Source organism: Bacillus kexueae (assembly GCF_022809095.1).
Classification (GTDB): domain Bacteria; phylum Bacillota; class Bacilli; order Bacillales; family Aeribacillaceae; genus Bacillus_BZ; species Bacillus_BZ kexueae.
The window spans coordinates 50,681-75,483 of sequence record NZ_JALAZE010000007.1 but is presented as its reverse complement, the minus strand read 5'-3'; the positions used below and the strand labels follow the sequence as shown (position 1 = coordinate 75,483).

27 protein-coding genes are annotated in these 24,803 nt (G+C 38.2%); 19 read left to right on the top strand and 8 right to left on the bottom strand.

The genetic code is table 11. The annotated features are described in order from the left end of the window. Window positions 1-30: 30 nt before the first annotated feature. The 4 genes from ML543_RS12420 to thrB all read left to right on the top strand — a co-directional run bounded on the left by ML543_RS12420 (window position 31) and on the right by thrB (window position 4,902). Window positions 31-1,020, top strand: a complete 990-nt coding sequence (locus tag ML543_RS12420; protein WP_243387734.1) for a 2-hydroxyacid dehydrogenase — start codon at window positions 31-33, stop codon at window positions 1,018-1,020. A gap of 608 nt (window positions 1,021-1,628) precedes the next feature. Continuing rightward, window positions 1,629-2,927, top strand: a complete 1,299-nt coding sequence (locus ML543_RS12415) for a homoserine dehydrogenase (protein ID WP_243387733.1) — start codon at window positions 1,629-1,631, stop codon at window positions 2,925-2,927. Then, a complete protein-coding gene (thrC, locus tag ML543_RS12410) occupies window positions 2,924-3,988 on the top strand; it encodes a threonine synthase (RefSeq protein ID WP_243387732.1) in 1,065 nt (354 codons plus the stop codon). The genes ML543_RS12415 and thrC overlap by 4 nt, the downstream gene beginning before the upstream one ends. An 11-nt stretch (window positions 3,989-3,999) precedes the next feature. Further along, window positions 4,000-4,902, top strand: a complete 903-nt coding sequence (gene thrB, locus ML543_RS12405; RefSeq protein ID WP_419095381.1) for a homoserine kinase — start codon at window positions 4,000-4,002, stop codon at window positions 4,900-4,902. A 212-nt stretch (window positions 4,903-5,114) separates the two neighbouring features. Here the strand turns inward: thrB and ML543_RS12400 are convergent, their stop codons facing one another. After that, entirely contained in the window at window positions 5,115-5,351 is a 237-nt protein-coding gene (locus tag ML543_RS12400; protein ID WP_472924428.1) for a NifU family protein, read from the bottom strand. 181 nt (window positions 5,352-5,532) lie between these two features. Between ML543_RS12400 and ML543_RS12395 the strand changes: the two genes are divergently transcribed. Beyond that, window positions 5,533-5,871 carry a YuzD family protein gene (locus tag ML543_RS12395; RefSeq protein ID WP_243387729.1) on the top strand — a complete coding sequence of 113 codons (339 nt, stop codon included), beginning with the start codon at window positions 5,533-5,535 and terminating at the stop codon, window positions 5,869-5,871. A 76-nt stretch (window positions 5,872-5,947) separates the two neighbouring features. On the opposite strand, the gene ML543_RS12390 is transcribed toward ML543_RS12395, so the two are convergent. Continuing rightward, the gene (locus ML543_RS12390; RefSeq protein ID WP_243387727.1) at window positions 5,948-7,015 is read right to left on the bottom strand and encodes an NAD(P)/FAD-dependent oxidoreductase; all 1,068 of its coding nucleotides are present in this window, start codon (window positions 7,013-7,015) and stop codon (window positions 5,948-5,950) included. A gap of 350 nt (window positions 7,016-7,365) precedes the next feature. Here ML543_RS12390 and ML543_RS12385 point away from each other — a divergent pair, with 350 nt between their 5' ends. The 4 genes from ML543_RS12385 (at window position 7,366) to ML543_RS12370 (ending at window position 10,410) form a co-directional block, all read left to right on the top strand. Then, window positions 7,366-7,602, top strand: coding sequence for a YuzB family protein (locus ML543_RS12385; RefSeq protein WP_243387725.1), 237 nt, complete (start codon window positions 7,366-7,368; stop codon window positions 7,600-7,602). A gap of 177 nt (window positions 7,603-7,779) precedes the next feature. After that, entirely contained in the window at window positions 7,780-9,000 is a 1,221-nt protein-coding gene (locus tag ML543_RS12380) for a NupC/NupG family nucleoside CNT transporter (RefSeq protein ID WP_243387724.1), read from the top strand. 124 nt (window positions 9,001-9,124) lie between these two features. Then, a complete protein-coding gene (gene dapF, locus ML543_RS12375) occupies window positions 9,125-9,982 on the top strand; it encodes a diaminopimelate epimerase (protein WP_243387722.1) in 858 nt (285 codons plus the stop codon). A gap of 65 nt (window positions 9,983-10,047) precedes the next feature. Then, entirely contained in the window at window positions 10,048-10,410 is a 363-nt protein-coding gene (locus ML543_RS12370) for a HesB/IscA family protein (RefSeq protein WP_243387721.1), read from the top strand. Between the two features lie 137 nt (window positions 10,411-10,547). Here the strand turns inward: ML543_RS12370 and yumC are convergent, their stop codons facing one another. Further along, a complete protein-coding gene (gene yumC / locus ML543_RS12365; RefSeq protein WP_243387720.1) occupies window positions 10,548-11,540 on the bottom strand; it encodes a ferredoxin--NADP reductase 2 in 993 nt (330 codons plus the stop codon). Between the two features lie 470 nt (window positions 11,541-12,010). Here yumC and ML543_RS12360 point away from each other — a divergent pair, with 470 nt between their 5' ends. From ML543_RS12360 to ML543_RS12340, 5 genes are all read left to right on the top strand, one after another. Next, window positions 12,011-13,225, top strand: a complete 1,215-nt coding sequence (locus tag ML543_RS12360; RefSeq protein ID WP_243387719.1) for an NAD(P)/FAD-dependent oxidoreductase — start codon at window positions 12,011-12,013, stop codon at window positions 13,223-13,225. A gap of 64 nt (window positions 13,226-13,289) precedes the next feature. Further along, the gene (locus ML543_RS12355; protein WP_243387718.1) at window positions 13,290-13,772 is read left to right on the top strand and encodes an NUDIX domain-containing protein; all 483 of its coding nucleotides are present in this window, start codon (window positions 13,290-13,292) and stop codon (window positions 13,770-13,772) included. Between the two features lie 144 nt (window positions 13,773-13,916). Continuing rightward, window positions 13,917-14,042 carry a YuiA family protein gene (locus tag ML543_RS12350; RefSeq protein WP_243387717.1) on the top strand — a complete coding sequence of 42 codons (126 nt, stop codon included), beginning with the start codon at window positions 13,917-13,919 and terminating at the stop codon, window positions 14,040-14,042. Window positions 14,043-14,118: 76 nt separating this feature from the next. Continuing rightward, the gene (locus tag ML543_RS12345; RefSeq protein WP_243387716.1) at window positions 14,119-14,439 is read left to right on the top strand and encodes a YuiB family protein; all 321 of its coding nucleotides are present in this window, start codon (window positions 14,119-14,121) and stop codon (window positions 14,437-14,439) included. 487 nt (window positions 14,440-14,926) lie between these two features. Next, entirely contained in the window at window positions 14,927-15,607 is a 681-nt protein-coding gene (locus tag ML543_RS12340) for a 3D domain-containing protein (RefSeq protein WP_243387715.1), read from the top strand. Window positions 15,608-15,672: 65 nt separating this feature from the next. On the opposite strand, the gene ML543_RS12335 is transcribed toward ML543_RS12340, so the two are convergent. Then, complete coding sequence (locus tag ML543_RS12335; RefSeq protein WP_243387714.1) at window positions 15,673-16,458, bottom strand: cobalamin-binding protein; 786 nt, start codon at window positions 16,456-16,458, stop codon at window positions 15,673-15,675. A gap of 9 nt (window positions 16,459-16,467) precedes the next feature. Continuing rightward, the gene (locus ML543_RS12330; RefSeq protein ID WP_243387713.1) at window positions 16,468-16,947 is read right to left on the bottom strand and encodes a divergent PAP2 family protein; all 480 of its coding nucleotides are present in this window, start codon (window positions 16,945-16,947) and stop codon (window positions 16,468-16,470) included. A 142-nt stretch (window positions 16,948-17,089) separates the two neighbouring features. Here ML543_RS12330 and ML543_RS12325 point away from each other — a divergent pair, with 142 nt between their 5' ends. From ML543_RS12325 to ML543_RS12315, 3 genes are all read left to right on the top strand, one after another. Further along, complete coding sequence (locus ML543_RS12325) at window positions 17,090-17,455, top strand: DUF309 domain-containing protein (protein WP_243387712.1); 366 nt, start codon at window positions 17,090-17,092, stop codon at window positions 17,453-17,455. Window positions 17,456-17,480: 25 nt separating this feature from the next. Beyond that, window positions 17,481-18,974 carry a leucyl aminopeptidase gene (locus ML543_RS12320; protein WP_243387711.1) on the top strand — a complete coding sequence of 498 codons (1,494 nt, stop codon included), beginning with the start codon at window positions 17,481-17,483 and terminating at the stop codon, window positions 18,972-18,974. A gap of 565 nt (window positions 18,975-19,539) precedes the next feature. Then, window positions 19,540-20,871, top strand: coding sequence for a Na+/H+ antiporter family protein (locus tag ML543_RS12315; protein ID WP_243387710.1), 1,332 nt, complete (start codon window positions 19,540-19,542; stop codon window positions 20,869-20,871). 67 nt (window positions 20,872-20,938) lie between these two features. On the opposite strand, the gene ML543_RS12310 is transcribed toward ML543_RS12315, so the two are convergent. Then, a complete protein-coding gene (locus ML543_RS12310) occupies window positions 20,939-21,109 on the bottom strand; it encodes a hypothetical protein (RefSeq protein WP_243387709.1) in 171 nt (56 codons plus the stop codon). A 274-nt stretch (window positions 21,110-21,383) separates the two neighbouring features. Between ML543_RS12310 and ML543_RS17185 the strand changes: the two genes are divergently transcribed. Together ML543_RS17185 and ML543_RS12305 are read left to right on the top strand one after the other, a co-directional pair. Further along, window positions 21,384-21,479, top strand: a complete 96-nt coding sequence (locus ML543_RS17185) for a DUF6241 domain-containing protein (protein ID WP_419095384.1) — start codon at window positions 21,384-21,386, stop codon at window positions 21,477-21,479. A gap of 76 nt (window positions 21,480-21,555) precedes the next feature. Beyond that, entirely contained in the window at window positions 21,556-22,194 is a 639-nt protein-coding gene (locus tag ML543_RS12305; RefSeq protein ID WP_243387708.1) for a hypothetical protein, read from the top strand. 42 nt (window positions 22,195-22,236) lie between these two features. Here the strand turns inward: ML543_RS12305 and ald are convergent, their stop codons facing one another. Both ald and ML543_RS12295 read right to left on the bottom strand, forming a co-directional pair. Next, the gene (gene ald, locus ML543_RS12300) at window positions 22,237-23,367 is read right to left on the bottom strand and encodes an alanine dehydrogenase (protein ID WP_243387706.1); all 1,131 of its coding nucleotides are present in this window, start codon (window positions 23,365-23,367) and stop codon (window positions 22,237-22,239) included. A gap of 117 nt (window positions 23,368-23,484) precedes the next feature. Further along, window positions 23,485-24,705, bottom strand: coding sequence for a PucR family transcriptional regulator (locus tag ML543_RS12295; RefSeq protein ID WP_243387703.1), 1,221 nt, complete (start codon window positions 24,703-24,705; stop codon window positions 23,485-23,487). Between the last annotated feature and the right edge of the window lie 98 nt (window positions 24,706-24,803).

Below are 24,803 nucleotides of genomic sequence, written 5' to 3'. Positions count from 1 at the left end.
TGTAGCTTATTTGTACGAGGAGTGATGGATGTGACGAAGCCAAAAATATTTATTTCCCGTAAACTAAGAGAAGATTTAATTTTGCCCTTATATGATATTGCTCACGTTGAAATGTGGGATCACGAAGAGAAGCCTTGTCCTCGAGACCTACTATTAAAACAGGCAGAGGATTGTGATGCGTTATTAACAATGTTATCCGATCAAATTGACCGAGAAGTATTTACGAGGCAAAAACGTCTAAAAGTAGTGGCTAATTTAGCAGTCGGATACGATAACATTCAAGTGGAAGAGGCAACGGAACATAACATTGCCATCTGTAATACTCCGGAAGTTTTAACGGAGACAACGGCTGATTTAACTTTTGGATTACTGATGGCAACAGCTAGGAGAATTGTTGAGGCAGCTGAATTTGTTAAAGAAGGTAAGTGGACAGGATGGTCGCCGTTTTTGCTAGCCGGTGCTGATATTCATCATAAAACAATTGGAATTGTCGGAATGGGGAGTATAGGAGAAGCGGTTGCCCGACGAGCAAAAGGGTTCTCCATGGAAGTACTCTATCATAACCGTTCGAGAAAAGAAGAAGCTGAAAAAGAGTTAGGAGCAACATATTGTTCATTTGATGAATTGTTAGCGCATTCTGACTTTGTAGTCTGTTTGACCCCATTAACAGAAGAAACAAAACATTTGTTTAATCAAGAGGCGTTTCGAAAAATGAAGAAATCTGCTATTTTTATAAATGCAGCTAGAGGTGCAGTAGTAGATGAAGAGGCTTTATATGAAGCGCTTGAGAAAAAAGAAATTCAAGCAGCCGGACTGGATGTATTTACGAAAGAGCCAATTGAGTCGACGCATCCGTTTCTATCATTGCCAAATGTCGTCTGTATCCCACATATCGGAAGTGCATCTATTGAAACCCGAGAAGAAATGGTACGCCTTTGTGTAGACAATATTATTCGAGTTCTATCTCATAAGGAACCCAAAACATTAGTAAATAAAAAATGGTTGCAAACCAATGCGTAAAAGTACCGAAATCTAAACATAAGGAGCCAAATGGCTCTTTTTTATTGTTACAGAAAGTTTAACTTCAATAAAGTGTTAAAGTATTCTCTTTACCGTTTTTTTGGTGTCTAGCTCCAAGCGTCATCAGCCCGGGTCGCTTCGGCCCTGCTGTGGCGACGGAAGCCTCCTCGCAGGTCCTCCAGCGCCCTTCGCCTAAGGACTTGCGCTTTTTCTGTGAAAATAAAAATTACCTATGAGCTGAATAATCGATCATGATAGGTAGATGGTAGAAAGAAAAAACCCCGGGGAGAATAAATTTTCATGTCCGGGGTGTGAGTGTAAAATCATGTATGTTTCTTATTATAGAAATGTTTCGTAAAAGCGGGTGTCATGAAATCATTAACACTTAAACCGTAGTTAAAACAAAAAAAGCTCAATTGAAAAATGAGAAAAAATGGTTAAAAATATTTTCTTGTCTTTACAACGAAGTAAACGTTTACAATTTAAATAACTGAAAATTCCATCTTGTAAAATTATTTCATCGAATTTATAATGACTAATAACAATCATTGTTCTTTTGTAGGAGACAAATGTATTCCTAGAGAAAACAATAAAGGAGATGGAGATCAATGGAATCAATTTCGGTAGGTTTATTAGGTTTAGGTACGGTTGGTAGCGGTGTTGTGAAAATTATTGAGGATCATCAAGATAAGTTAATGCATATTGTCGGCTGTCCTGTACATATCAAAAAGGTGGCTGTTCAAGATAAACAAAAGCAAAGACAAGTAGATGTGCATCCAGATCGATTAACAACTAATCCTGCAGATGTAATCGAAGACCCCGAAATCGATGTCATCATTGAAGTCATGGGGGGGATTGAACGAACGAAGGAATATTTGTTTGAAGCACTGAAACGCAAAAAGCATGTTGTAACAGCGAATAAAGATTTAATGGCTGTTTATGGTACAGAACTACTGAAAACAGCAACAGAGAATGGCTGTGACCTATTTTATGAAGCGAGTGTGGCCGGAGGAATTCCAATTTTACGTTCGTTAGTCGATGGCTTAGCCTCTGATCGAATTACGAAGATGATGGGAATTGTCAATGGTACAACAAACTTCATTTTAACAAAAATGACGAAATATAATAGCGCTTATGAAGAAGTATTAAAAGAAGCACAAGCGTTAGGGTATGCTGAAGCAGATCCAACTGCGGATGTTGAAGGACTTGACGCAGCAAGGAAAATGGCAATTTTAGCACGACTTGGATTTTCGATGGAAGTGGATTTAGAGGATGTCTCCGTAAAAGGAATTTCCAGTGTTACAGAAGAAGATATTAATTACAGTAAACGCTTAGGCTATACGATGAAATTAATTGGTATTGCAGACAGAACGGATGAAAAAGTCGAAGTGAGCGTCCAGCCTACATTATTACCAGACAGTCATCCACTTGCTTCTGTTCATGACGAATTCAATGCAGTTTACGTATACGGTGAGGCTGTTGGTGAGACGATGTTTTACGGTCCAGGGGCCGGAAGTTTACCGACAGCAACTGCGGTTGTTTCCGATTTAGTTGGGGTATTAAAGAATATGAGACTAGAAGTAAACGGAAGAAGCGCTGTTTCTCCTCAATTTGAGAAACAAATAAAGACTCCAGAAGAGATTTTTGCTCAATATTTCTTGCGAATCCATGTACGAGATGAAGTTGGCGCATTTTCACAAATTACATCTTTATTCTCAAATCGCGGTGTAAGCTTCGAGAAAATTTTACAGCTCCCGTTGAAAAAAGATGGATTAGCTGAGATTGTCATTGTGACTCATAAAGGTTCTAAAAAAGATTTCCAAGAGATTTTATCTCAACTATCTGAGCTGTCTGTCGTTAAAGAAGTTAAAAGTACGTATCGTGTAGAAGGGAACGGTTTAGGATGAGAAGATGGGAAGGGTTAATCAAGCAATATGAAAACTATTTACCTGTCACCGAACATACACCAAGGTTAACATTAAATGAGGGGAATACACCCCTTATTTATTTAGATAAGTTATCTGAGCAATTGGGGATTGAATTGTACGTGAAAACAGAGGGGGCGAACCCGACTGGCTCCTTTAAAGATCGCGGAATGGTGATGGCAGTGGCAAAGGCAAAAGAAGAAGGAAGTACAACGATTATGTGTGCATCTACAGGGAATACATCAGCTGCTGCTGCAGCTTATGCCGCACGCGCTAATATGCGAAGTATTATTGTCATCCCGAATGGCAAAATCGCTTTTGGAAAGTTAGCACAAGCTGTGATGTATGGGGCGGAAATTTATGCGATAGATGGAAATTTTGACGACGCCTTAAAAATGGTCCGTGAGATTTGTGAAGAAATGCCGATTACCCTCGTGAATTCAGTCAATCCGTACCGAATTGAAGGTCAGAAAACGGCGGCATTTGAAATATGTGATCAATTAGGCACAGCGCCAGATGTGTTAGCGATTCCTGTCGGGAATGCTGGGAATATTACGGCATATTGGAAAGGGTTTAAAGAATATCACGAGCATCATCAAACGGGTTTACCGAAAATGCACGGTTTTGAAGCAGAAGGGGCGGCTGCTATTGTAAAAGGATTTCCTATTGAACAGCCCGAAACGATTGCGACAGCCATTCGCATTGGAAACCCTGCAAGTTGGAAGTTCGCTGAGAACGCAGCGAAGGAATCCAATGGAAAAATCGATTTCGTAACAGATGAAGAAATTATTCAAGCCTATCAGTTAATCGCCAAAACGGAGGGAGTATTTGCAGAACCTGCATCTTGTGCGTCTATTGCTGGAATTCAAAAAGATATTCAAAATGGTCAAATTCAAAAGGGAAGTAAGGTCGTAGCTGTTCTGACAGGAAACGGGTTAAAAGATCCAAACACAGCCATAGATGTTTCATCTATCGAACCCATTGTACTTCCTAATGAGAAGCAAGCCGTGTTAAATCATCTAAAAAGGGTTGTATCGGTATGAAGGATGGGGGAATGTTCGTCATTAAAGTACCAGGAAGTACAGCAAACTTAGGCCCTGGTTTTGATTCAATTGGTCTTGCTTTAAATCGATACTTAACGCTAACGGTTTCATCCTCTGATGAATGGTGTTTTGAACCAACTTCCAAAGAGGTTCAAGAGATTCCAAAGGGAAAAGACAATTTAATTTATTTAGTGGCTAATGAAGTTGCAGAACGTTATAACATGACACTTCCTCCTTGTTATGTAAAAGTTGACAGTGCCATCCCAATGGCTAGGGGATTAGGGAGTAGTGCAGCAGCCATCGTAGCTGGTGTGGAATTAGCGAATCAGCTTTTAAAGTTAAATCTTTCGCAAGAAGACAAAATTAAAATGGCAAGCATGAAAGAGGGTCATCCAGATAACGCCTGTGCCTCATTATTAGGTGGATTGGTTGTTGGGGTTCTCCATAATCAACATACTTTCGTAAATAAGCTAGAGAATGTGGACGTGGATGTGGTAGCGGTCATTCCTCCTTATTATGTATACACAAGTGATTCAAGAGGAGTGTTACCAGCGACATTACCTTATGAGAATGCAATCGAAGGAAGTGCTATTAGTAATGTCGTTGTAGCAAATTTATGCATGAACAATTGGGGAATTGTTGGAGAGCTTATGGAAAAGGATGTATTTCATGAACCTTACCGAGCAAAACTTGTTCCTGAATTGCAAAAGGTTCGTCAATTGGCGAAGGAATTTGGTGCATACGGAACAGTGTTAAGTGGGGCTGGTCCAACTATTTTAAGCTTTGTGCCGAAAGGACTGGGAGAATTTGTTGCTGTAAAGTTAGAAGCCTTTTTTCCTCACTGTGAAGTTTCATCTCTATCAGTTGATTTAAAGGGGGTTGAAGTTGAGCGGCAATTTGTTGGGTGTGAGTAAGGTAAATAAAAAAGTCGGCTAATGCCGACTTTTTTTTTGTTATAGAAAGTTTAAGTTCAATAAAGTGTTAAAGTATTCTTTTTACAGTTTTTTTGGTGTCTAGCTCCAAGCGCCATCAGCTCGGGTCGCTTCGGCTCTGCTGTGGCGACGGAAGCCTCCTCGCGGGTCCTCCAGCGCTCTTCGCCTAAGGACTTGCGCTTTTCTTAATTAAATTAGAATACTTGCTCTACTTCAATTACACCTGGAACCTCTTCAAGTAGTGCACGCTCGATCCCAGCTTTTAATGTAATTGTTGAACTTGGGCAGCTACCGCAAGCTCCTAAAAGGCGAAGCTTAACAATGCCATCTTCTACATCTACTAGCTCACAGTCTCCTCCGTCACGGAGTAAGAACGGGCGTAATTTATCAAGTACTTCTTGTACTTGGTCTTTAATATCCACGTTTGACATTTGAATCGACTCCTTTCCCTACTCTTTATTATATTCAAAAGTTCTCGGAAAATCTAATGAATGAATTTACTTTTATCATTTTATCATACAATCCCCCTTTTCCAAGTGGTTGTTGCATAGAAATTTGAGGGAAAATGACATACAATAAAAAGGACATGGTGACAGGAAAGGGGCAGGGGCGATGAAATCAAAAGTAGAAATTTGCGTATATGGGGCAGAAGTATTATGTCCGAGCTGTGTAAATATGCCATCTTCAAAAGAAACATATGAATGGCTTGATGCAGCATTATCAAGAAAATATCCAAATCAACCATTTAGTATCACATACATTGACATTCATTCACCTCCTAACGAGGTAGAAAAACAACAAATGGCGGAAAAGATATTGAATGATGAATATTTTTATCCGCTCGTAACAATAAACGGTGAAATTGTTGGAGAAGGAAACCCGCGTTTAAAAAATGTTTATGTAGAGATGGAAAAACACGGTTACAAGCCGAAAGAAGAAGCGAATGAATGATGCTCGGTTAGTTTTAACCGAGTTTTTTCAATCGATGAGAAATGAAAGAACCGGAAAACGAGTTGTTTTCCGGTTTTTATCCGTTATGATATTTGTACATCCATAAGACGCCAGACTTTAATAATCGTGGAACACGGCCTGTTAATGCGCGCTCTCCTAAAACACCGAATCCTGCTTTTTTCCCAAGGGAACCTAATACACCTTTTAATTTAAACGGAGGAAACTCTTCCGGAAGTGGTTCATTATTCCAACGTTTTACAAGAACTTGAACAATTTGCTCTGCTTGGGCTTCCGCAAGCTGTGCGCTTGGAGCGTGCGGTAAACTTGCACAATCCCCTACAACAAAAATATGGTCATCTGTTGGTAAGTGATGATGCTTCGTTAAAACGACACGTCCTTGAGCATCCTTTTCCACATCCATCTCTCGAACTACTCGATTAGGTTGAATACCTGCAGTCCAAACGACTACATCACATTCAACAGGTTGATCGTGATTATAAACAATGTTCGGCTCGACTTTTGTGATATTTGCACCGTTAATGACCTCAACACCATGCTCTTCAAACCAATTTTGAACATATTGGCTTAAACGTTCAGGAAAGCTAGATAAAATCACTTTCCCGCGGTCAAAAAGTTTGATTTGAATATCCGAACGGCTTTCTCGTAATTCACTTGCTAGTTCAACACCACTAAGCCCAGCACCAACAATACATACGGTTGCGCCACAACCTAAATTATTTAAAATTTGATATGTTTCTCTTGAACTATCGATTGTTTGTATACTGTATGTATATTGATCAGCTCCAGGGACATTATGATATTTATCTTCACACCCTAATCCAATCACTAAATCGTCGTATGGAATGGATTCCTCATTCTTTAAATGAACAAGCTTTTGCTCGCGATCGATTCCAATTACTTCCCCGAATACCGATTTTAATTGTTCATGTTCTGGAAATGAAACACGAACATGTTGGTCTGAAATCGTTCCCGCAGCAAGCGCATAATATTCCGTTTTTAAGCAGTGGTAAGGGTTCTTATCAATTAATGTAATTTCTACATCACTAGGTAATTGATTTGGTAGAAGCCGATGAAGGATACGCATACCACCGTATCCGCCTCCAAGAAGCACGAGTTTTTTCATTGCGGATTTCCCCTTTTTCCTCTTTTTCCAATAGCCTGTTAAATTACTTGTAAATCTAACGTAGCACTTTCAAAAACGATAAATAGACGTAATATAAATGCCATTAAAAGTATAACGAATTTATGGCTAAATCACAATATTTTTACGGATATTCACAGTAAATGTTGTTGTTCAAATATAAAACTTTATACAATTATGAGGAGTAGATTAGCGAATTAGTATATACTAATTAGTTAAAATTTGAATTATCTAAAAAGTGAGTGGCTTACATATAGAAATGACTGAAAAAGTAATTTTTTTGACGTAATCCATTCAATTAAGGTAAAGTAACGGTGTGGAGGGGAACAAACGTGAAACCAATCATTGAATTTTGCATAAGCAATTTAGCGAACGGGGCTCAAGCAGCTTTAGAAAAGCTTGAAAGAGACCCGAATTTAGATATTGTTGAATATGGTTGTCTAGGTTATTGTGGGAAATGCTTTGAAGGATTATACGCACTTGTTAATGGTGAAGTTGTCATGGGAGAAAATCCTGATCAACTTGTGGATAATATTTATCAATTTTTAGAAGAAAATCCGATGTTCTAAGGGAGTCATACGACTCCCGAATCCTAATCAAATATAGAATAGATACCATGTCGATTGGGAAGATTATTTATGTGTTTTTTGGAATGGTAAAAAAGGGCATAAAAAAATTGTAGACAAACTTCTACATTTCTTGTACGTTTATTATGTTAATAATTTAGTTCTGAGGTGGGTAGAGTAATGAACATTTTATGGGGTCTTTTAGGCATTGCAGTTATTTTTGTAATCGCTTTTATTTTCTCCACAAGCAAGAAGAGTATTAATCTTCGTACAGTTCTTGGTGGATTAGCGATACAGTTACTTTTTGGATTTATTGTATTAAAGTGGGAGGTCGGACGTCAAGCCTTCCAAGCAGTGACGAATGCAGTTCAAAATGTTGTTAACTATGCGAATGCAGGAACGTCATTCTTATTTGGAAGTTTAACAGATCCGACTCAAGCAACAGGTTTTATCTTTGCTTTTAACGTATTAACGTTAATTATTTTCTTCTCTGCGTTAATTTCTGTTTTATACTATTTAGGAATTATGCAATGGGTAATTCGCATCATCGGTGGTGCGTTATCTAAGCTACTAGGTACAAGTAAAGCAGAGTCTATGTCAGCTGCTGCGAATATTTTCGTAGGTCAAACAGAAGCTCCTTTAGTTGTTAAGCCATACATTAAGAGCATGACAAAATCTGAGCTATTTGCTGTTATGACAGGTGGATTAGCATCTGTAGCAGGTTCTGTATTATTCGGTTACGCAGCTTTAGGTGTTCCTTTAGAATATTTATTAGCTGCAAGTTTCATGGCTGCTCCAGCTGGGTTAATCATGGCCAAAATGATGGTTCCAGAAACAGAAAAGCCTGAAACATTAGAAGGATTCAAAATGGAAAGCGATGAAGATGCGGCAAACGTAATTGATGCAGCAGCAAAAGGTGCTTCAACAGGTTTACAACTTGCTTTAAACGTTGGTGCGATGTTACTTGCGTTTATCGCTCTTATCGCATTGCTTAACGGAATTCTAGGTGGAATCGGTGGATTCTTCGGATTAGAAAACTTAACATTAGAACTGATTTTAGGATATGTATTTGCACCACTTGCATTTGTCATTGGTGTTCCTTGGGAAGAAGCGTTACAAGCTGGAAGTTACATCGGTCAGAAGTTAATCGTGAACGAATTCGTTGCTTACTCTAGCTTTGCTCCTGAGATTGCAAACTTATCTGATAAGACAGTTGCGGTTATCTCATTCGCTCTTTGTGGATTCGCAAACCTTTCTTCAATCGCAATCTTATTAGGTGGTTTAGGTGGATTAGCACCGAACCGTCGTCAAGATATTGCTCGTCTAGGTATTCGTGCAATTTTTGCAGGTACTTTAGCAAACTTATTAAGTGCAGCAATTGCTGGTATGTTCATTCTATAATAAAAATAAAAGCTCCTTGCTAATGCAGGGAGCTTTTATTTTTATATGAAAACGGGGGATATTTTTATTGTGAACAACTTTCCAACAATTTATACTAATAAAAACGAATTTTTTGGAGGCGAATATGAATCAATTTCAGTTTACGAAAATGCACGGGCTTGGGAATAACTACATTTACATCAATATGTTTGAAGAACATATTGAAGAAGACAGATTGTCTTCATTAGCCGTTGAAGTATCAAATGTTCATACGGGAATCGGTTCAGATGGAATGATATTAATTTGTCCTTCAGAAGTAGCTCCCGTAAAGATGCGTATCTTTAATAATGATGGATCGGAAGGTAAAAATTGTGGAAATGGCTTACGCTGTGTTGCGAAGTATGCATACGAACATAAACTAGTAACAGACACAACGTTTCAAATTGAGACGTTATCTGGGTTGGTAGAAGCTGAAGTCCATGTAGAAGGAGATACGGTTCAATCAGTCACGATTGATATGGGAGAGCCGATGCTAATGAAACAGCTTATTCCAATGCAAGGAGAAGCTAATACGAAAACGATAGACGAAGAAATGGAGTTCAATGGGGAAACGTATCGTGTGACGACAGTCTCTATGGGGAATCCACATATCATTTTTTATGTAGATGATATTAAATCTGCTCCTGTTACGACCCTTGGGCCGATTGTTGAAAAAGACCCTCGCTTTCCTGAAGGAGTTAATGTCGAATTTGTTGAGGTTGTGAACGAACGTGAACTTCATTTTCGCGTTTGGGAGCGAGGATCGGGTGTGACACAGGCATGTGGTACAGGAGCCTGTGCAGCAGTTGTTTCTTCCGTATTAAATGGGCACATTCAAAAAGGAACAGATACGACCGTCCATTTAGCTGGTGGTGACCTAGTTATTCAGTGGGATCTTGCTAATCGAGTATGGATGACAGGACCAGCTGATACCATTTGCACAGGAACTTATTTTTACCGATAAGCAAGCAATTTGAGAGACATTTTAAATAACGTTATACTAATACTATAAGGATTGGAGGGAAGTGTATGTCTGACATTATTACATTAACTGAAGCAGCTGCTTTTCAAATAAAAGATATGATGAAAGAACATGAGGAAGAATCTGCATATTTACGTATCGGTGTTAAAGGTGGAGGCTGTAGTGGGCTTTCGTATGGAATGGGTTTTGACCACGAAAAAAATGAAAACGATACGCTAATTGAACAACACGGATTATCTATTTTAATGGACGAAGAAAGTATTGCCATTATGAAGGGAACAACGATTGATTATAAGCAATCCTTAATGGGCGGTGGCTTTACCATCGATAACCCGAACGCTATCGCTCAATGTGGGTGTGGTTCATCGTTCCGTACAGCTACGAATGAAGGAACGCCTGAAGAGTGTTAGTTTGATACGAAAGATTGAAAAGAACTTCTCAATTGAGATTCATTTGAGAAGTTTTTTTGTGTCTGTACAATTAACGACAGCTTCTTAAATGAGGAAGCTGTCGTTCAATAGGTCATCCTATAGCTTGAAAAGGTGCTTTAGTTAAACATACTTGTACTATGCATAGGCTGCACACGAGCGTTTGGATCAATATATGCTTTTGCATTGTTGACAGCGGTTGGTGCTTCTCCAAACCCGCTAGCTATTAATTTTACTTTTCCTTCGTATGTGCAAATATCGCCTGCTGCATAAATACCCGGGATGTTCGTCTCCATTTTAGAGTTTACGACAATGGAGTTTTTCTCAATGTTCAGTCCCCAGTTCTTAATAGGACCTAATGAAGAAACGAAGCCGAAGTTTACGATGACATCATCGACATCGATGACTTCTTTTCGGTCACCTTTTACTTCTTCTAGTACGAGTTGTTCGATACGCTCGTTACCAATCAGTTCAGTTGGAACGAAAGGTGTTAAGACCGTTGCTTGTGAGTTCAGTAGATTTTCGACACTGTGCTCATGAGCTCTGAACTTGTCACGGCGGTGAATGACCGTTACTTTCTCAGCAATCGGCTCTAGCATTAACGCCCAATCTACTGCAGAGTCTCCACCACCGCAAACAGCTACCCTCTTCCCGGCAAATTTATTTAAATCATCTACAAAGTAGTGAAGGTTTGTATTTTCAAAATTTATAGCTTCGTCAAGTTGTAATTTTCTCGGCTGAAACGCACCGTTTCCAGCTGTAATAATAATCGTTTTTGTGTAATGTACTTCTTTATTCGTAGTCAGTTTGAAAATACCATCTGCTTGTTTTTCTACCCCTTGTACTTCCTGTTCAAGACAAACTGTTTGATCAAACTTCTCCATTTGTTCTTTTAAGTTATTAATTAGTTCTTGCGCTCTAATCTTAGGAAACCCTGCTACATCATATATGTATTTTTCAGGGTATAATGCAGAAAGCTGACCGCCCAATTGAGGTAAACTTTCGATAATTTTCACAGAAGCCTGTCTCATTCCCCCATAAAATGCTGTGAACAGTCCAACTGGACCTCCTCCGATAATCGTAATATCAAACACTTTTTGATCCTCGTTCACTCATATCCCCCCTGTCGCTTCTTCCCCTATATAATAGCATATTTCAAAGTGAGAAGCGTGTATGACAATTCCTTGTAATTATATCCCTTCTTATTTAATATTGTTCACTTTGAAATACGTGAAACTTGATTAGACGGATGTGAGGGTATGGGTTTATTGGAAAGTTTTATTGCTTTAATGAGGATTTAACCCTTTTAAGCACTGGGATTTTAATGTAGAGAAGGGAAAGTATTGAATGTACGGTTTTATGTAAAAAAGCTGACTTTTCTGAACACAAAAATCAGCTTGAAAAACGTCGAATAAAGAGATATTATGACATTAGGCATTCATAATGTTAAGATTTTATGAACTTATTTTAACAATTGTGTGATTTCTTTTTGCGATTTAAAGTGAAGGTTTTCACAAACTCTTTCACTCGTATAGCAATTTGCTATTGAACAAATAATACTACAAAAAGGTTGGTGTGTCCCGTGAATAAACCTAAAGTTGTTGTACTTGGCGCAGGTTACGGTGGACTTATGACTGTAACTCGTCTTCAAAAAATGGTCGGTGTTAATGAAGCTGACATTACATTAGTGAATAAGCATGATTACCATTATGAAACAACATGGTTACATGAAGCTTCAGCTGGTACATTACACCACGATCGTTGTCGTTATCAAATTAAAGATGTTATTGATACAAGCCGTGTAAACTTTGTGCAAGATACGGTTAAAACGATTAATCGTGAAGAGAAGAAAGTAGTTCTTGAAAACGGTGAGTTAGAGTACGATTACTTAGTAGTAGCATTAGGTGCACATCCTGAGACGTTCGGTATTCAGGGCTTGAAAGAATACGCTTTCACTATTTCTAATATCAACTCTGCTCGTCAAATTCGTGAGCATATTGAATATCAATTCGCTACTTACAACACTGAAGAAGTTAAAGACGATACTCGTTTATCAATTGTTGTAGGTGGAGCTGGATTCACTGGAATCGAATTCTTAGGAGAATTAGCAAACCGAGTTCCAGAGCTTTGCCGTGAGTACGATATTGACCATAAGAAAGTACGTATCATCTGCGTGGAAGCAGCTCCTACTGCGTTACCAGGATTTGATCCAGAATTAGTAGAGTATGCTGTTGATCACTTACAACGTAAAGGCGTAGAGTTCAAAATTGGTACAATGATTAAAGAGTGTACAGAGAGCGGAATCGTTGTTGCGAAAGACGATAACGTTGAAGAAATTAAAGCAGGTACTGTAATTTGGGCTGCGGGTGTTCGTGGAAACAGCATTGTTGAAGAATCTGGATTTGAAGCTATGCGCGGTCGCGTAAAAGTTGAAAAAGACTTACGTGCTCCAGGTCATGAAGAAGTATTCATCATTGGTGACTGTTCATTAATTATTAATGAAGAAACAGATCGTCCATATCCACCAACTGCACAAATCGCAATGCAACAAGGTGAAGTTTGTGCGAAGAACTTAGCGACGTTAATTCGTGGAAATGGTGAAATGGTTGAGTTTAAGCCAGACATTAAAGGTACGGTTGCATCTCTTGGTGAGCATGATGCTGTAGGGGTTGCTTTCGGTAAGAAAATGGTAGGTTCGAAAGCATCATTCATGAAGAAAATGATTGATAACCGTGCATTATACATGGTTGGCGGTCCTTCACTTGTGATGAAAAAAGGTAAATTCAAATTATTCTAATGATATATTAAAAAGGCAAAAGCATCCGCTTTTGCCTTTTTAAATAGAATTTGGGGGAGAGAAGATGGGAAAAAAGCGTGGAAATGTATGGTTGGCTGTCTCAGGAATAGTTGAAAATAGTCAAGGTGAATGGCTTGTTGTCAAAAAGAATTATGGAGGACTAAAAGGGAAATGGTCATTCCCTGCTGGATTTGTGGATGAAGGAGAGACGGTAGAAGAAGCAGTAATACGGGAAGTTAAAGAAGAGACAGGGATAGATGCAATCGTCAATGGTGTCATCGGGGTGCGTTCTGGTGTGTTAAAAAAAGAGATAAGCGATAATATGATTATTTTTCACTTACAAGCAATAACTGATACCATCGTCATCGAGGAGAATGAAGTTAATGAAGTGAAGTTCTTTTCTCCACAGGAGTTATTGAAAGACCCAGCATCCTCGTTGTTGCTCATAGAATTTGCTAGAAGAAAAGAGCTAGCGCCGTTACATAAAGAATCCAATTTAAATCCTGGAGACCACTTTGGTTACCGTTCATACACATTGTTTTTGTAATTTTCTAAAAAGTAAGAAAAATAAAGAAAATACGAGATTTTCACCTATGTATTCGCTTACATCGGGTAAAATGTGAGATTATCTCCCTTTCACTATTAAAAAGAAATTGATATAGTATGTAAAAACTAAAAGGGAGCGATGAGCATGAAGAAGATGACAGAGATGGCGAAGACACAATGTCCGTATTGTAACGGGAAAGGGTATTTTCAACTCGTTTTAGGTGGATCGGAAACATGTGAAAATTGTCAAGGGACTGGGAAAAAGTCATAATTTGTTCATAGTATGATGAATTGACTGTCTTTCTTTCATTCAGTACACTTAAAATGGTGTACTGGAGGTGAAAGACATGTTAAGTTTACCTGTATTACTGATTTCAATGGTTTTATTTTTAGTTCTCTTCTTTGGGATTGGCTTTTTGTTAAATATGCTTCTTCGAATGTCATGGATTATGGCTATAATCTATCCTCTTGTATGTGTTTTTATTATCGACGAAGTTCGGTTTATTCAATATTTTCAGGAGCCCGGTGCTTCATTTCAAGCGCTAGGTAACAAAATTACTTCGTTGGCTGTAGCGGACTTATTAATCTTAAGTAGCGGATTAGTTGGAGCCATTTTATCAGGAATCGTTATTAAGATGCTTCGTAATCGCGGATATCAAATGTTTTAACGTGGTGTACATAATAGTACATCACGTTTTTTCGTTAGGTTGTCCAAATACATGAAAAACGGTGCACCTTTACTTAAAGAGGTCACGTCTTGTTGGTAACATAGAGGCTTTTGTCACGTGATGTTCGTTAAAAAGGGGCTGTCAGTAAATCTTTTAGAGAGGATCTTTTCAAAAGACTTTTTTCTAAAAGTTGTTGTTAGTACGAACAAAATAAAGAGTTAGAGGTAATTTTCCTACACGATGAAGCTACTTGACTCCTGAGGGATGTAGAGGAAAGAGTGAGACCCTGCTGGTACATGCCGAGGATGTTCGGTTTCCTTCTCGCAGTCTAGAGTGCAATGTATTATTTATTTAAAAACGTAACAGCAACTACCTTTATAAAATAGATATTCGTTAAATAATTGAAATAAATGGTAATGCTTAAATGATGTATATTCACTCTTCTTACAGGGAACGATTACTTGTGAGAGGAGTGAATAGGAAAAAAATGAAATGTATAAGGACATGGTCCCGACGTACATTAATGACAGTCTTGTTTCTAGGAGCTTTATTCACGACGTATGAGGCGATTTCTGGCGTTCAGGCAAAAGAAATTGTGAAATGGGGAATTGAAAAGATTGGAGAGTCCCACAGCTTAAAATGGACAGGCTTTTCAGTAAAGTCCATTCAAAGTCAACCTGTGCTTCAGTCAGAAATATCTTCAAATGTAGAAACATTAGAGGAAAAAACATTAGAAGAATCCGTTGATTGGTCGCAGTATCCAAAACGGACAGTTGTGGCAACCGGCTATACGGCAGGTGTTGAATCAACGGGGAAAAAACCAGGTCATCCTGAATACGGTATTACATATTCAGGTGTGAAAGTAAAGAGGGATTTATATTCAACAATTGCTGCCGATTTAAATATCTTTCCAATCGGAACGATTTTGTTCATTCCGGATTATGGTTTTGGAGTCGTAGCTGACAAAGGATCCGCTATTAAAGGAAACCGATTGGATTTATATTATCCTACCGTAGAAGATGTTTACGAAAACTGGGGGAAAAAAGAGGTAGATGTATATATTGTAAAGTATGGTGATGGGACCCTTGATGAAAATGAGTTGGAAGCGTTAAATGAAACAGAATCTATGCAAGTTTTTCGGCAACAACTAATGAATTCAAGAAGTTAGTTCACACCAATCAAAGAGCCTCCAAGAACGTTGTTTTTCATCATTCTTGAAGGCTCTTTTACGTTTTAGTCATTTACGCAAGATGATATTGATATGATTGAATCAAGCTTTCGTAACCCTTCTAAAAGTCTTGGAGAAGGACGACAATACAATTCTTCTTCTAGTAAATGAATTTGTCTTGTTTTCACAGCTTTCATATTCTCAGTTGAAGGCCGATTGAGAACATGTTTTATACTCATTTTCTCTTGCTTTACTCCAACCCAGGCTAAACAAATGTAGTCTGGATTTCGGCGTACAACATCATCCCAGTCTGTTTTTACACTAGCTAATTCCACGTCTGAGAAGCAATTGCGTCCCCCAGCTAACTCCGCAATTTCAGTTAACCAGTTCGTTTGACCAGGGGTGAAAATGGGCTTTGGCCACCATTCGAAATAAATCGTTGGTACGTATTGCCGATTTTCATTTTTCTTTCGGTAACGATCAATTTCTTGCTGAAATTCGAGAGCTTTTTCATTCGCTACATTTTCGAGCTGAAGTGCATGACCAACTTTGCGAATATCGTCTGTAATGTCAGCCAAAGATTGAGGATTTAAAATAAGCTGAGGGATTCCTCTCTTTTCTAATTCCTCCACATTTCTCTCCATACCTGGTACGCTTAATGATGAAAGCACGAGATCAGGCTCAAGCTGCTCTAAGCGATTCATGTCAATAGATAGGTCAGGTCCTAGTCTTGGTAGGGTGTTTATTGATTTTGGCCAATCAGACGAATTGTCAACCGCAACGAGCATATGCTCTGTTTCAAGCCATGCCACAACTTCTGTGTTACTTGGACAGATTGAAATAATGCGCAACTCCATCACCTACATTATAAAAAGATAATAAAGCACTAGCGTTAATAAAATTCCTGTTAAACCACCGAAAAAAACTTCTATAGGTTGATGACCTAACAATTCCTTCAGTTTCTTTTCTTTTTCTAGTTTCCCTGTTTGCGGCCAAACTTTCGCTTCTTCCACAAAGCGATTAAAGTCGGCTACTAGCTTATTTAAAACGGTCGCTTGCTCTCCGGCATGACGACGAACACCTGTGGCATCAAACATCGTAATAATGGCATATACAGCTGCGACAGCAAAAATTGTTGAGTCCAATCCATGCTGAAGTGCCACTGCAGTAGACAAAGCTGTAACTGCAGCAGAGTGTGAACTCGGCATTCCGCCGGTGCTTGTTAATAGCGACCAATCAAGATTTCGAGTAGCAATAAATTGTATCGGGACTTTAATAAATTGAGCGAAAAAAATGGAGAATAGCGCTGCTAGTAAAGGGAAATTATACAGTAATTCCATGTTGTATCCATGCATCCTTTCAAATAAATTGTCAGTATTGGAATGGCGTGTCTAAGCTTGTTTTATAAATAATTAGATAATTCATGATATAATTCCTTCATAGTATGGTATGTAGGAGGTGGGAAAATGAGCGATTATCCCGATGGAATATTATCATTTTTTCGTCCACTTTAATGAAGGAGATTATTACACTTGTCACGATTTATTAGAGGAAATATGGTTACGTGATCGGCAAAATCTATTTGTGAAAGGTTTATTACACCTTTCAGTTGCTCTTTATCATTACAGTTATGGAAACTTGAAAGGGACGACGCTCATGTTAACTACAGCCAAACAATACTTACTTCCGTATAGACCGTTTCATTGGTCGTTAAACATCAATTCTATTTTAGAATTTATAGAAAATTGTTTAATTATTATACCAAATGATTGGGACTCTGTCTCATACACTAAAAGTAAGCGATTACCACGACTTCCGCACCTATATTTAAATTTGGATGCTGAGTGAAAGATTAATGGGAGGGAAAATATTCATGATTACGTTTGAAAAAACATTATCTAAACAAGAGATGGACACATTAGTAGTAGGTATTTTTCAACAAACTCAATTACTAGAGGGTGTTTTAAAAGACATAAATGAGCAATTAGACGGCTATTTATCTGCTTTATTAAAATCGGGTGATATTTCAACGAAGTTGAAAAAACTAACGAGTGTATATACTCTTGGAAAACTTCCTGTGAAGAGATTATTATTTGTTGGACTTGGTAAAAAACAAGAGTGGAAGAGAGAAAAAGCGCAAGAAGCATTTGCGAAAGTGTTCCAATCCATTCAAGAGGAAAGAAAAGAAGAAGTAGCCTTTCTGCTTGATTCGTTCGTTAACGACCACGTACCCTCAACAGAGGTGTCTTACATAGCTGGTGAAACATATGCTCTATCTACTTACAAAGTGAAGGATTATAAAAATAAATCCAATGTACCAGAAAAGGAATTAAAGGCGATTGTTCTTATTTCAAAAGAAGACCATTCGGATTTAGATGATGCATTTCAAACAGGCCTCGTTTATGGAAAAGGAACAAATTCAGCCCGAACATTAGTAAATATGCCAAGTAATTTATTGACAGCAACAGAGCTAGCACGTTACGCATCGCAGTTAGCAGAAAAGTATGACTTTGAACTCGAAATACTTGAAAAAGAAACGATGCAAGAGCTCGGAATGGGAGGGATTTTAGCTGTAAACCAAGGGTCTGTAGAACCACCGAAAATGATTGTATTAAAATACAAAGGAAAAAAAGAGTGGGAAAATGCTATTGGTCTTGTTGGAAAGGGGATTACATATGATTCAGGGGGCTACTCAATCAAACCGAAAAACGGTCTAATGAATATGAAAACAGATATGGCTGGGGCAGCTGCTGTTTTAGGAGCGATGGAGATTATTGGTGAATTAGAACCAGAGCAAAACGTGGTGGCAGTTATTCCTGCAACAGATAATATGATTAGCGGTAGCGCAATGACTCCTGATACAGTCATTACAACCATGAGCGGCAAAACGGTTGAAATATTGAATACAGATGCTGAAGGACGGCTCGCATTAGCAGATGCTATATATTATGCGAAACAGCATAAAGCCACTTCCATTATTGATGTTGCAACTTTAACAGGTGGTGTCGTTGTTGCATTAGGGACACATACGACAGGAGCCATGACAAATAATGAAGCGTTATTTGAGCAAATTTTAGAAGCTTCTGCGCAAACTGGAGAACAAGTTTGGCGCTTACCTATTTTTGAAAAAGATCGGGATCGTGTAAGGAATAGCCAAATGGCAGACTTAAACAACTCCCCTGGGCGAGAAGGACACGCGATTATGGCCGGTGCTTTCCTTGAGGCGTTTACAGATGGTACACCATGGGTCCATTTAGACATTGCTGGAACGGCAACAGTTAATAGCAATGGCTTATTAGGTCCAAAAGGAGCAACGGGGGTAATGACAAGAACACTCGCGTTGTTTGTGGAGCAATATGAAGGGTAACTTGTCTTTTTTAAGGACTCTTTTCTAAAGGATTGTTGCTTTTAGTGTGTATAAAATATATTGTTGAGAATCGCTTTTCCTCGTTGTAATGGAGCGACTTGACTCGCGGGATATGGAGGAAAGGGCGAGACCCCACAGGCGCATGGCGAGGAGGATCCGTAGAAAAGTGGAGGCGACTGCCAAGCGACGTACAAACGAGAGGCTCTCCTTCACTGAGATATCGACTTATCGTAGGGAGGGGGGAGAATCGGTCACTAGACGTTAGGAGCCGAAACCATACAGCTCCCTGCGGAAAGCAAGTGTCCGTAGTGAAATGTTCAGAATTCATTTTAAAATTGGCTGAAAAAGCAACAATCTATACGAAAAAACAGCCTTTTTAAAACATTACTTAACCCTGTTCGAAAAAGAACAGGGTTATATTTGTTGTTATCACTTTATCTTGGTAAAGTGATAATAAATTAAAATATTTTTATTGACATCGTTTGATAGAGTATGTTAATTTTAGTTTGTTGTTTTAATTCTCTAACATATTAGCAAACTAAAGTGTATTTCGGAGGTTCTATCAATGAATGCAGTCATCATAGCTGTTCTCGTCATGCTTATTTTAAGTTTAGTTCGAGTGAATGTAGTATTTTCTCTGGTTATTGGTGCAATGGTTGGAGGGCTTGTAGGAGGATTATCCTTCGCTTCGACTATTACAATATTTACTGAAGGTTTGGGGGGCAATGCCACGGTGGCCCTTAGTTATGCCGCGCTTGGTGCATACGCTGTAGCCATTTCGAAAACAGGTCTTCCTGACGCGATGGTTGAAATGGCCATTCGATTAGTTGGAAAAAACGGAGAAGGGCGTAAGAGATCATTATCAAAAGTACTTATTTTATTAATTATCTTAATTATTTCGATTTTTTCACAAAATGTTGTTCCAATCCATATTGCTTTTATTCCAGTTTTAATCCCGCCGTTATTAAAAGTGTTTAATGAATTGCAAATTGATCGTCGAGTAGTTGCAACTGTGATAACGTTTGGGTTAACTGCTCCTTATATTTTGCTACCGGTTGGATTCGGAGCAATTTATCATCAAATTATTCAAGAGAATTTAGGGTTGAATGGACTTGAAGTTTCGTTAAATGCGATTCCGAATGCGATGTTAATACCGGTAGGAGGGATGGTCCTCGGCTTACTCGTAGCTGTATTTATTTCTTACCGGAAACCGAGAGTTTATGGGACGACAGAGGTACAAAATGAAGAAAAACAAGCCTATACGAGAAAAGGAATTATTTTTGCAATCGCTTCGATTATTGTTTCATTAGCGGTGCAGTTATATTTATCTCAACAACTAGGTGTAAATGGGATGATTATTGGCGCATTAGTTGGAATCATTGTTATTTATGCAAGTGGCGTTCTTCGTTATGGGGAAGCGGATGAATTATTAACAAGTGGAATGAAAATGATGGCTTTCATCGGCTTTGTTATGATTTCAGCGTCTGGATTTGCCAATGTTTTAAAAGAAACTGGCCATATCAGTTCACTTGTAGCAGTGTCTGCTGATATGATAGGAAATCAAAAATCACTAGCTGCACTATTAATGTTAATTGTTGGGTTATTGATTACGATGGGAATTGGATCTTCCTTCTCGACTATTCCAATTATCGCGACAATTTTCGTGCCATTATGTATTCAGCTTGGCTTCAGCCCGATGGCAACTATTGCAATCGTTGGGACAGCGGGTGCGCTCGGAGATGCTGGTTCACCTGCTTCCGATAGTACATTGGGACCAACTTCAGGATTAAACACAGATGGCCGTCATAATCACATTTGGGATACATGTGTTCCTACGTTTCTACATTACAATATTCCGCTCATTCTTTTTGGTTGGATAGCGGCTATCATGTTATAAGCGAAGAGTTTTCATAAAAATAAAACACCCCAAGGATGTTTTTACACATTCTTGGGGTTTTACTATTTCAGGATGTAACTCTTTTTTCCTGCTTATCAAGCTCTTTAATGAAGTTTAATAGTTCCTCGTCATCATATTGGAAGACGTACTCTTTACTGATTTTCATTTTTTCCAAAAGCAATGTTTCGTATTTTTCTCGCTCGGTTTCCGATAAGAAGTATCTCTTTAAAGTAATCATTCATTGTTCCTCCCAAACCCTTTGTTTTACTCCCATTGTTGCCTTAGAAAATACATCTTATTCACCATAAACTAGTTTACTATTTTTCTACAAATTTTGACAATGTTGAAGCTGATTATCTAATAGAATAGTAAAAGGTTCTTTTTTAAAGAATTGTTGTTGTTAGTACGAATATAATACATTATTTAGGGGAATTTTGATTCTATTATTTAGTGGAGAGACTTGACTTCCTCCCCGCGGAAAGCAAGTGTCTGAAGCGTAATATTATTAAGCAATTTGGCAACTTCAAGGGGGAACGTTTGGAAAGGCAACCGATATACTCTCAAAAGAAGAAGAGGAACAATATTTAGAGGAATTTAAGAACAATTGAATTAAATGATTAACCCATGAAAACCTGAAACCTAAACCAATTTTTTCCGTAAATATAAGTGAGAGGAGGGATTTGAATGTTTGACTGGTTTGTTCATAGCTTTATCATCCTTTTATATGGATTCATCGTATTCGTCATTCTTTTTTATCGCTATCAATTAAAAAAATCATTGGAACGAGTAGAAAGTGGGGAAGGTATTTCTTTTTATTCTGTGAGAAGAGAAAATGATTGGAAAGCAGTGCAGCCGCTTTCGAGGAAATCGAAAGATTACCTAATCATCCACTGGTGTGCCATTGCTTTGCCCTTTCTTTATGCTGGTATCCTTTTCATCATTTTTGTATTTAACATTCTGGATACTTGGTTCTTCATTTACGGAAATTTTTTGTTGTTTCATATACTTCCTTTCTTGATGAGGCGCTTTTACTTCTACCTTTTAAATGATGGATTAATTATTCACGGTGTCTTTTATCATTGGGATAAGATTGAACGGGTCGAGGTCGAGAAAATTACGAAATGGCATCCTCTTTACGGGCTAGATAAAGAAATAAACGATGGGTATCGCATCGTGTTTTTCTTAAATCAAAAAATGAATCGAAAACAAACGATTGTACTCGTTGATGAAGAAGAGAAAAATACGATTGTCGACGAGATAGAAAAGCAGGAGAAAAGTGTACTCTTAAAAGATCATACCGACTTTCGAACATATTTTGTTTAAAAAAAGTGCTCAACAACAATGTCGAGCACTTTTGTAGTCTATTTAGGCATTTGCTAATTCTTTTTCAAGCGCAGTTTCAACTGGTACGTAATCATATCCTAAATCACGAGCAACTGCTTCGTAAGTGATTTCTCCGTTTGCTACGTTTACTCCAGCTTTTAAGGCAGGGTTTTCAGCAATCGCTTTGTAAACACCTTTGTTCGCCATTTGTACCGCGTAAGGAACTGTTACGTTAGTTAAAGCGATTGTAGAAGTACGTGGTACTGCACCAGGCATATTTGCTACAGCATAATGAACTACACCATGTTTTTCGTAAGTTGGGTTATCGTGAGTTGTTACGTGGTCGATTGTCTCAACGATACCACCTTGGTCAATCGCTACATCAATAATGACAGAGCCTGGTTTCATTGCTTTTACCATTTCTTCTGTGACAAGCTTAGGTGCTTTAGCACCAGGAATTAATACTGCTCCAATTAATAAGTCTGCTTCAGCAACAGCGCGAGCAATATTGAATGGGTTTGACATCAATGTTTGAATGCTATTACCAAAAATATCGTCTAATTGACGTAAGCGATCAGCACTTAAATCAATAATTGTTACGTCTGCTCCTAAACCGATTGCAATTTTAGCGGCGTTTGTTCCTACAACTCCACCACCAATAATCGTTACTTTTCCACGGCTAACACCAGGAACACCAGATAATAAGATTCCTTGTCCACCATTTGTTTTTTGTAAGAATTGAGCACCGATCTGAGACGCCATACGGCCTGCTACTTCACTCATAGGTGTTAATAATGGTAAAGTACGTCCATCTGTTACTGTCTCATAAGCAATCGCAGTAACACCTTTTTCTTTTAACGCTTTCGCTAATGACGGTTCAGCTGCTAGGTGTAAATAAGTGAATAAAACTAATCCTTCACGGAAATACACATATTCTTCAGGAAGTGGCTCCTTTACTTTCATGACCATATCTGCTGCCCATACAGCTTTAACATCTTCAATAATTTCAGCACCTACTTGTGCATAGTCTTCGTTAGTGAAACCGCTTCCAATACCGGCATCTTTTTCAATTAATACTTTATGTCCAGCATTTACAAATGAGATAACACCAGCTGGCGTTAACGCAACACGGTTTTCGTTATTTTTTATTTCACGAGGTACACCAATAATCATGGAACCTTCCTCCTTGTAAATTCATAATGTTGACTTGATATACTATCAGTATAGTCTTAATTTTTAAAAACTGCTTCGTGAAATTAAGAGAATTAATAAAAATGCATTTGTGAAAAATCACAAATGCATTTTGTCTACTTTCATATCTAAGTACATGGTCATTTTATGGTTTGGGTTTTCTAGGTCTATTTCGGCAATTTGTTTTATTCGTTTAAGCCTATAACTAAGCGTATTGATATGGACATTGAGTTTTTGGGCAGCTGCATTCACATTGCTGTCGTGATCTAAATAAACTTCTAATGTCTCAACTAAGTTTGTATGATGTTTCTTATCATATTCTTTTAATTTATTTAGTGAATAATTCACAAAGCCATCATTCTTGCGTTTTTCATAGAAAAGGTCCAGATATTGATAAATCCCTAGTTCAGCGTAGGAATCTAGGTCTTCTGTCTCCGCTGGAAAGCGGTCTTTAATTGATAATACCGAAAGTGCTTCTCGATAGCTTTTTTCGATATTCGATAAATTTGTGTAAATGCCACCGATGCTTGTCCGCACTTGCTGGATCATAAAGCGTTCCTTTAATTGTGTTACGGTCCATTGCAAAAACAATTTTAAATCTTGGAGTGGCTGCTTTTCATCCGGTGCGATAAGCATGATGACTTGGTCATAGTCTGTCGTCCACAATAACGTTTGCACTTTTTGTGTAGTTTCTAATAAATATTGCAATTGTTTTTCGATTGAATCGGTAATCTCAGTTTGAAGCTTGCAAATCAATACGGAATAAACTGACGGTATGGAAACATGAACTTTATGAAAGCCTTCTTGCATCTCAGTTTCATTTGAGATATGTCCAGTTAAAAGCTTCCAAAAAAACTCTTGATTTCGTTCTTCTCGTTTCGTTTTACGAGCATGAAGATTCAATAATTTATTTTTAACAGCTTGAGCAGCCATTTTTAATAACTCAAGCTCTTCGTCTGAAAGTGTTTTCTTTATTTCAAGTGCCCAGATAAAACCAAGAACCTCATTATTTCGCCAAATGGAAATCGCAACTCGATCTCCAAGCCCTACTTCATCAATTTGCTTCACTCGGACCGGTTCGTCTGTTTCCAAGAGCTTAGGAATAACTCCGTCTTTCCATAAGCTATTGATGACTTTTTCTGGGACGCGACGTCCAATAATGGTAGATATTCGAGCTGGGTCCGTACAATCATCATGTGTACTATAAGCAAGGAGGCGATGATTCACATCCTCAATCGTTATCGGACATTCCAGTACCTCGCTAATTCTCTCAGCAATATCCTCTAATCGATCGAAACTGTATTTAAAGGGGTCTCTCATTTCTATCAACCCTTTCACCTATAGGTAAAAATTATTTGACTATATTGAATAAAGGAGAATAAAGAACGAATAATGTACTTATCCACAAACCATTTTTA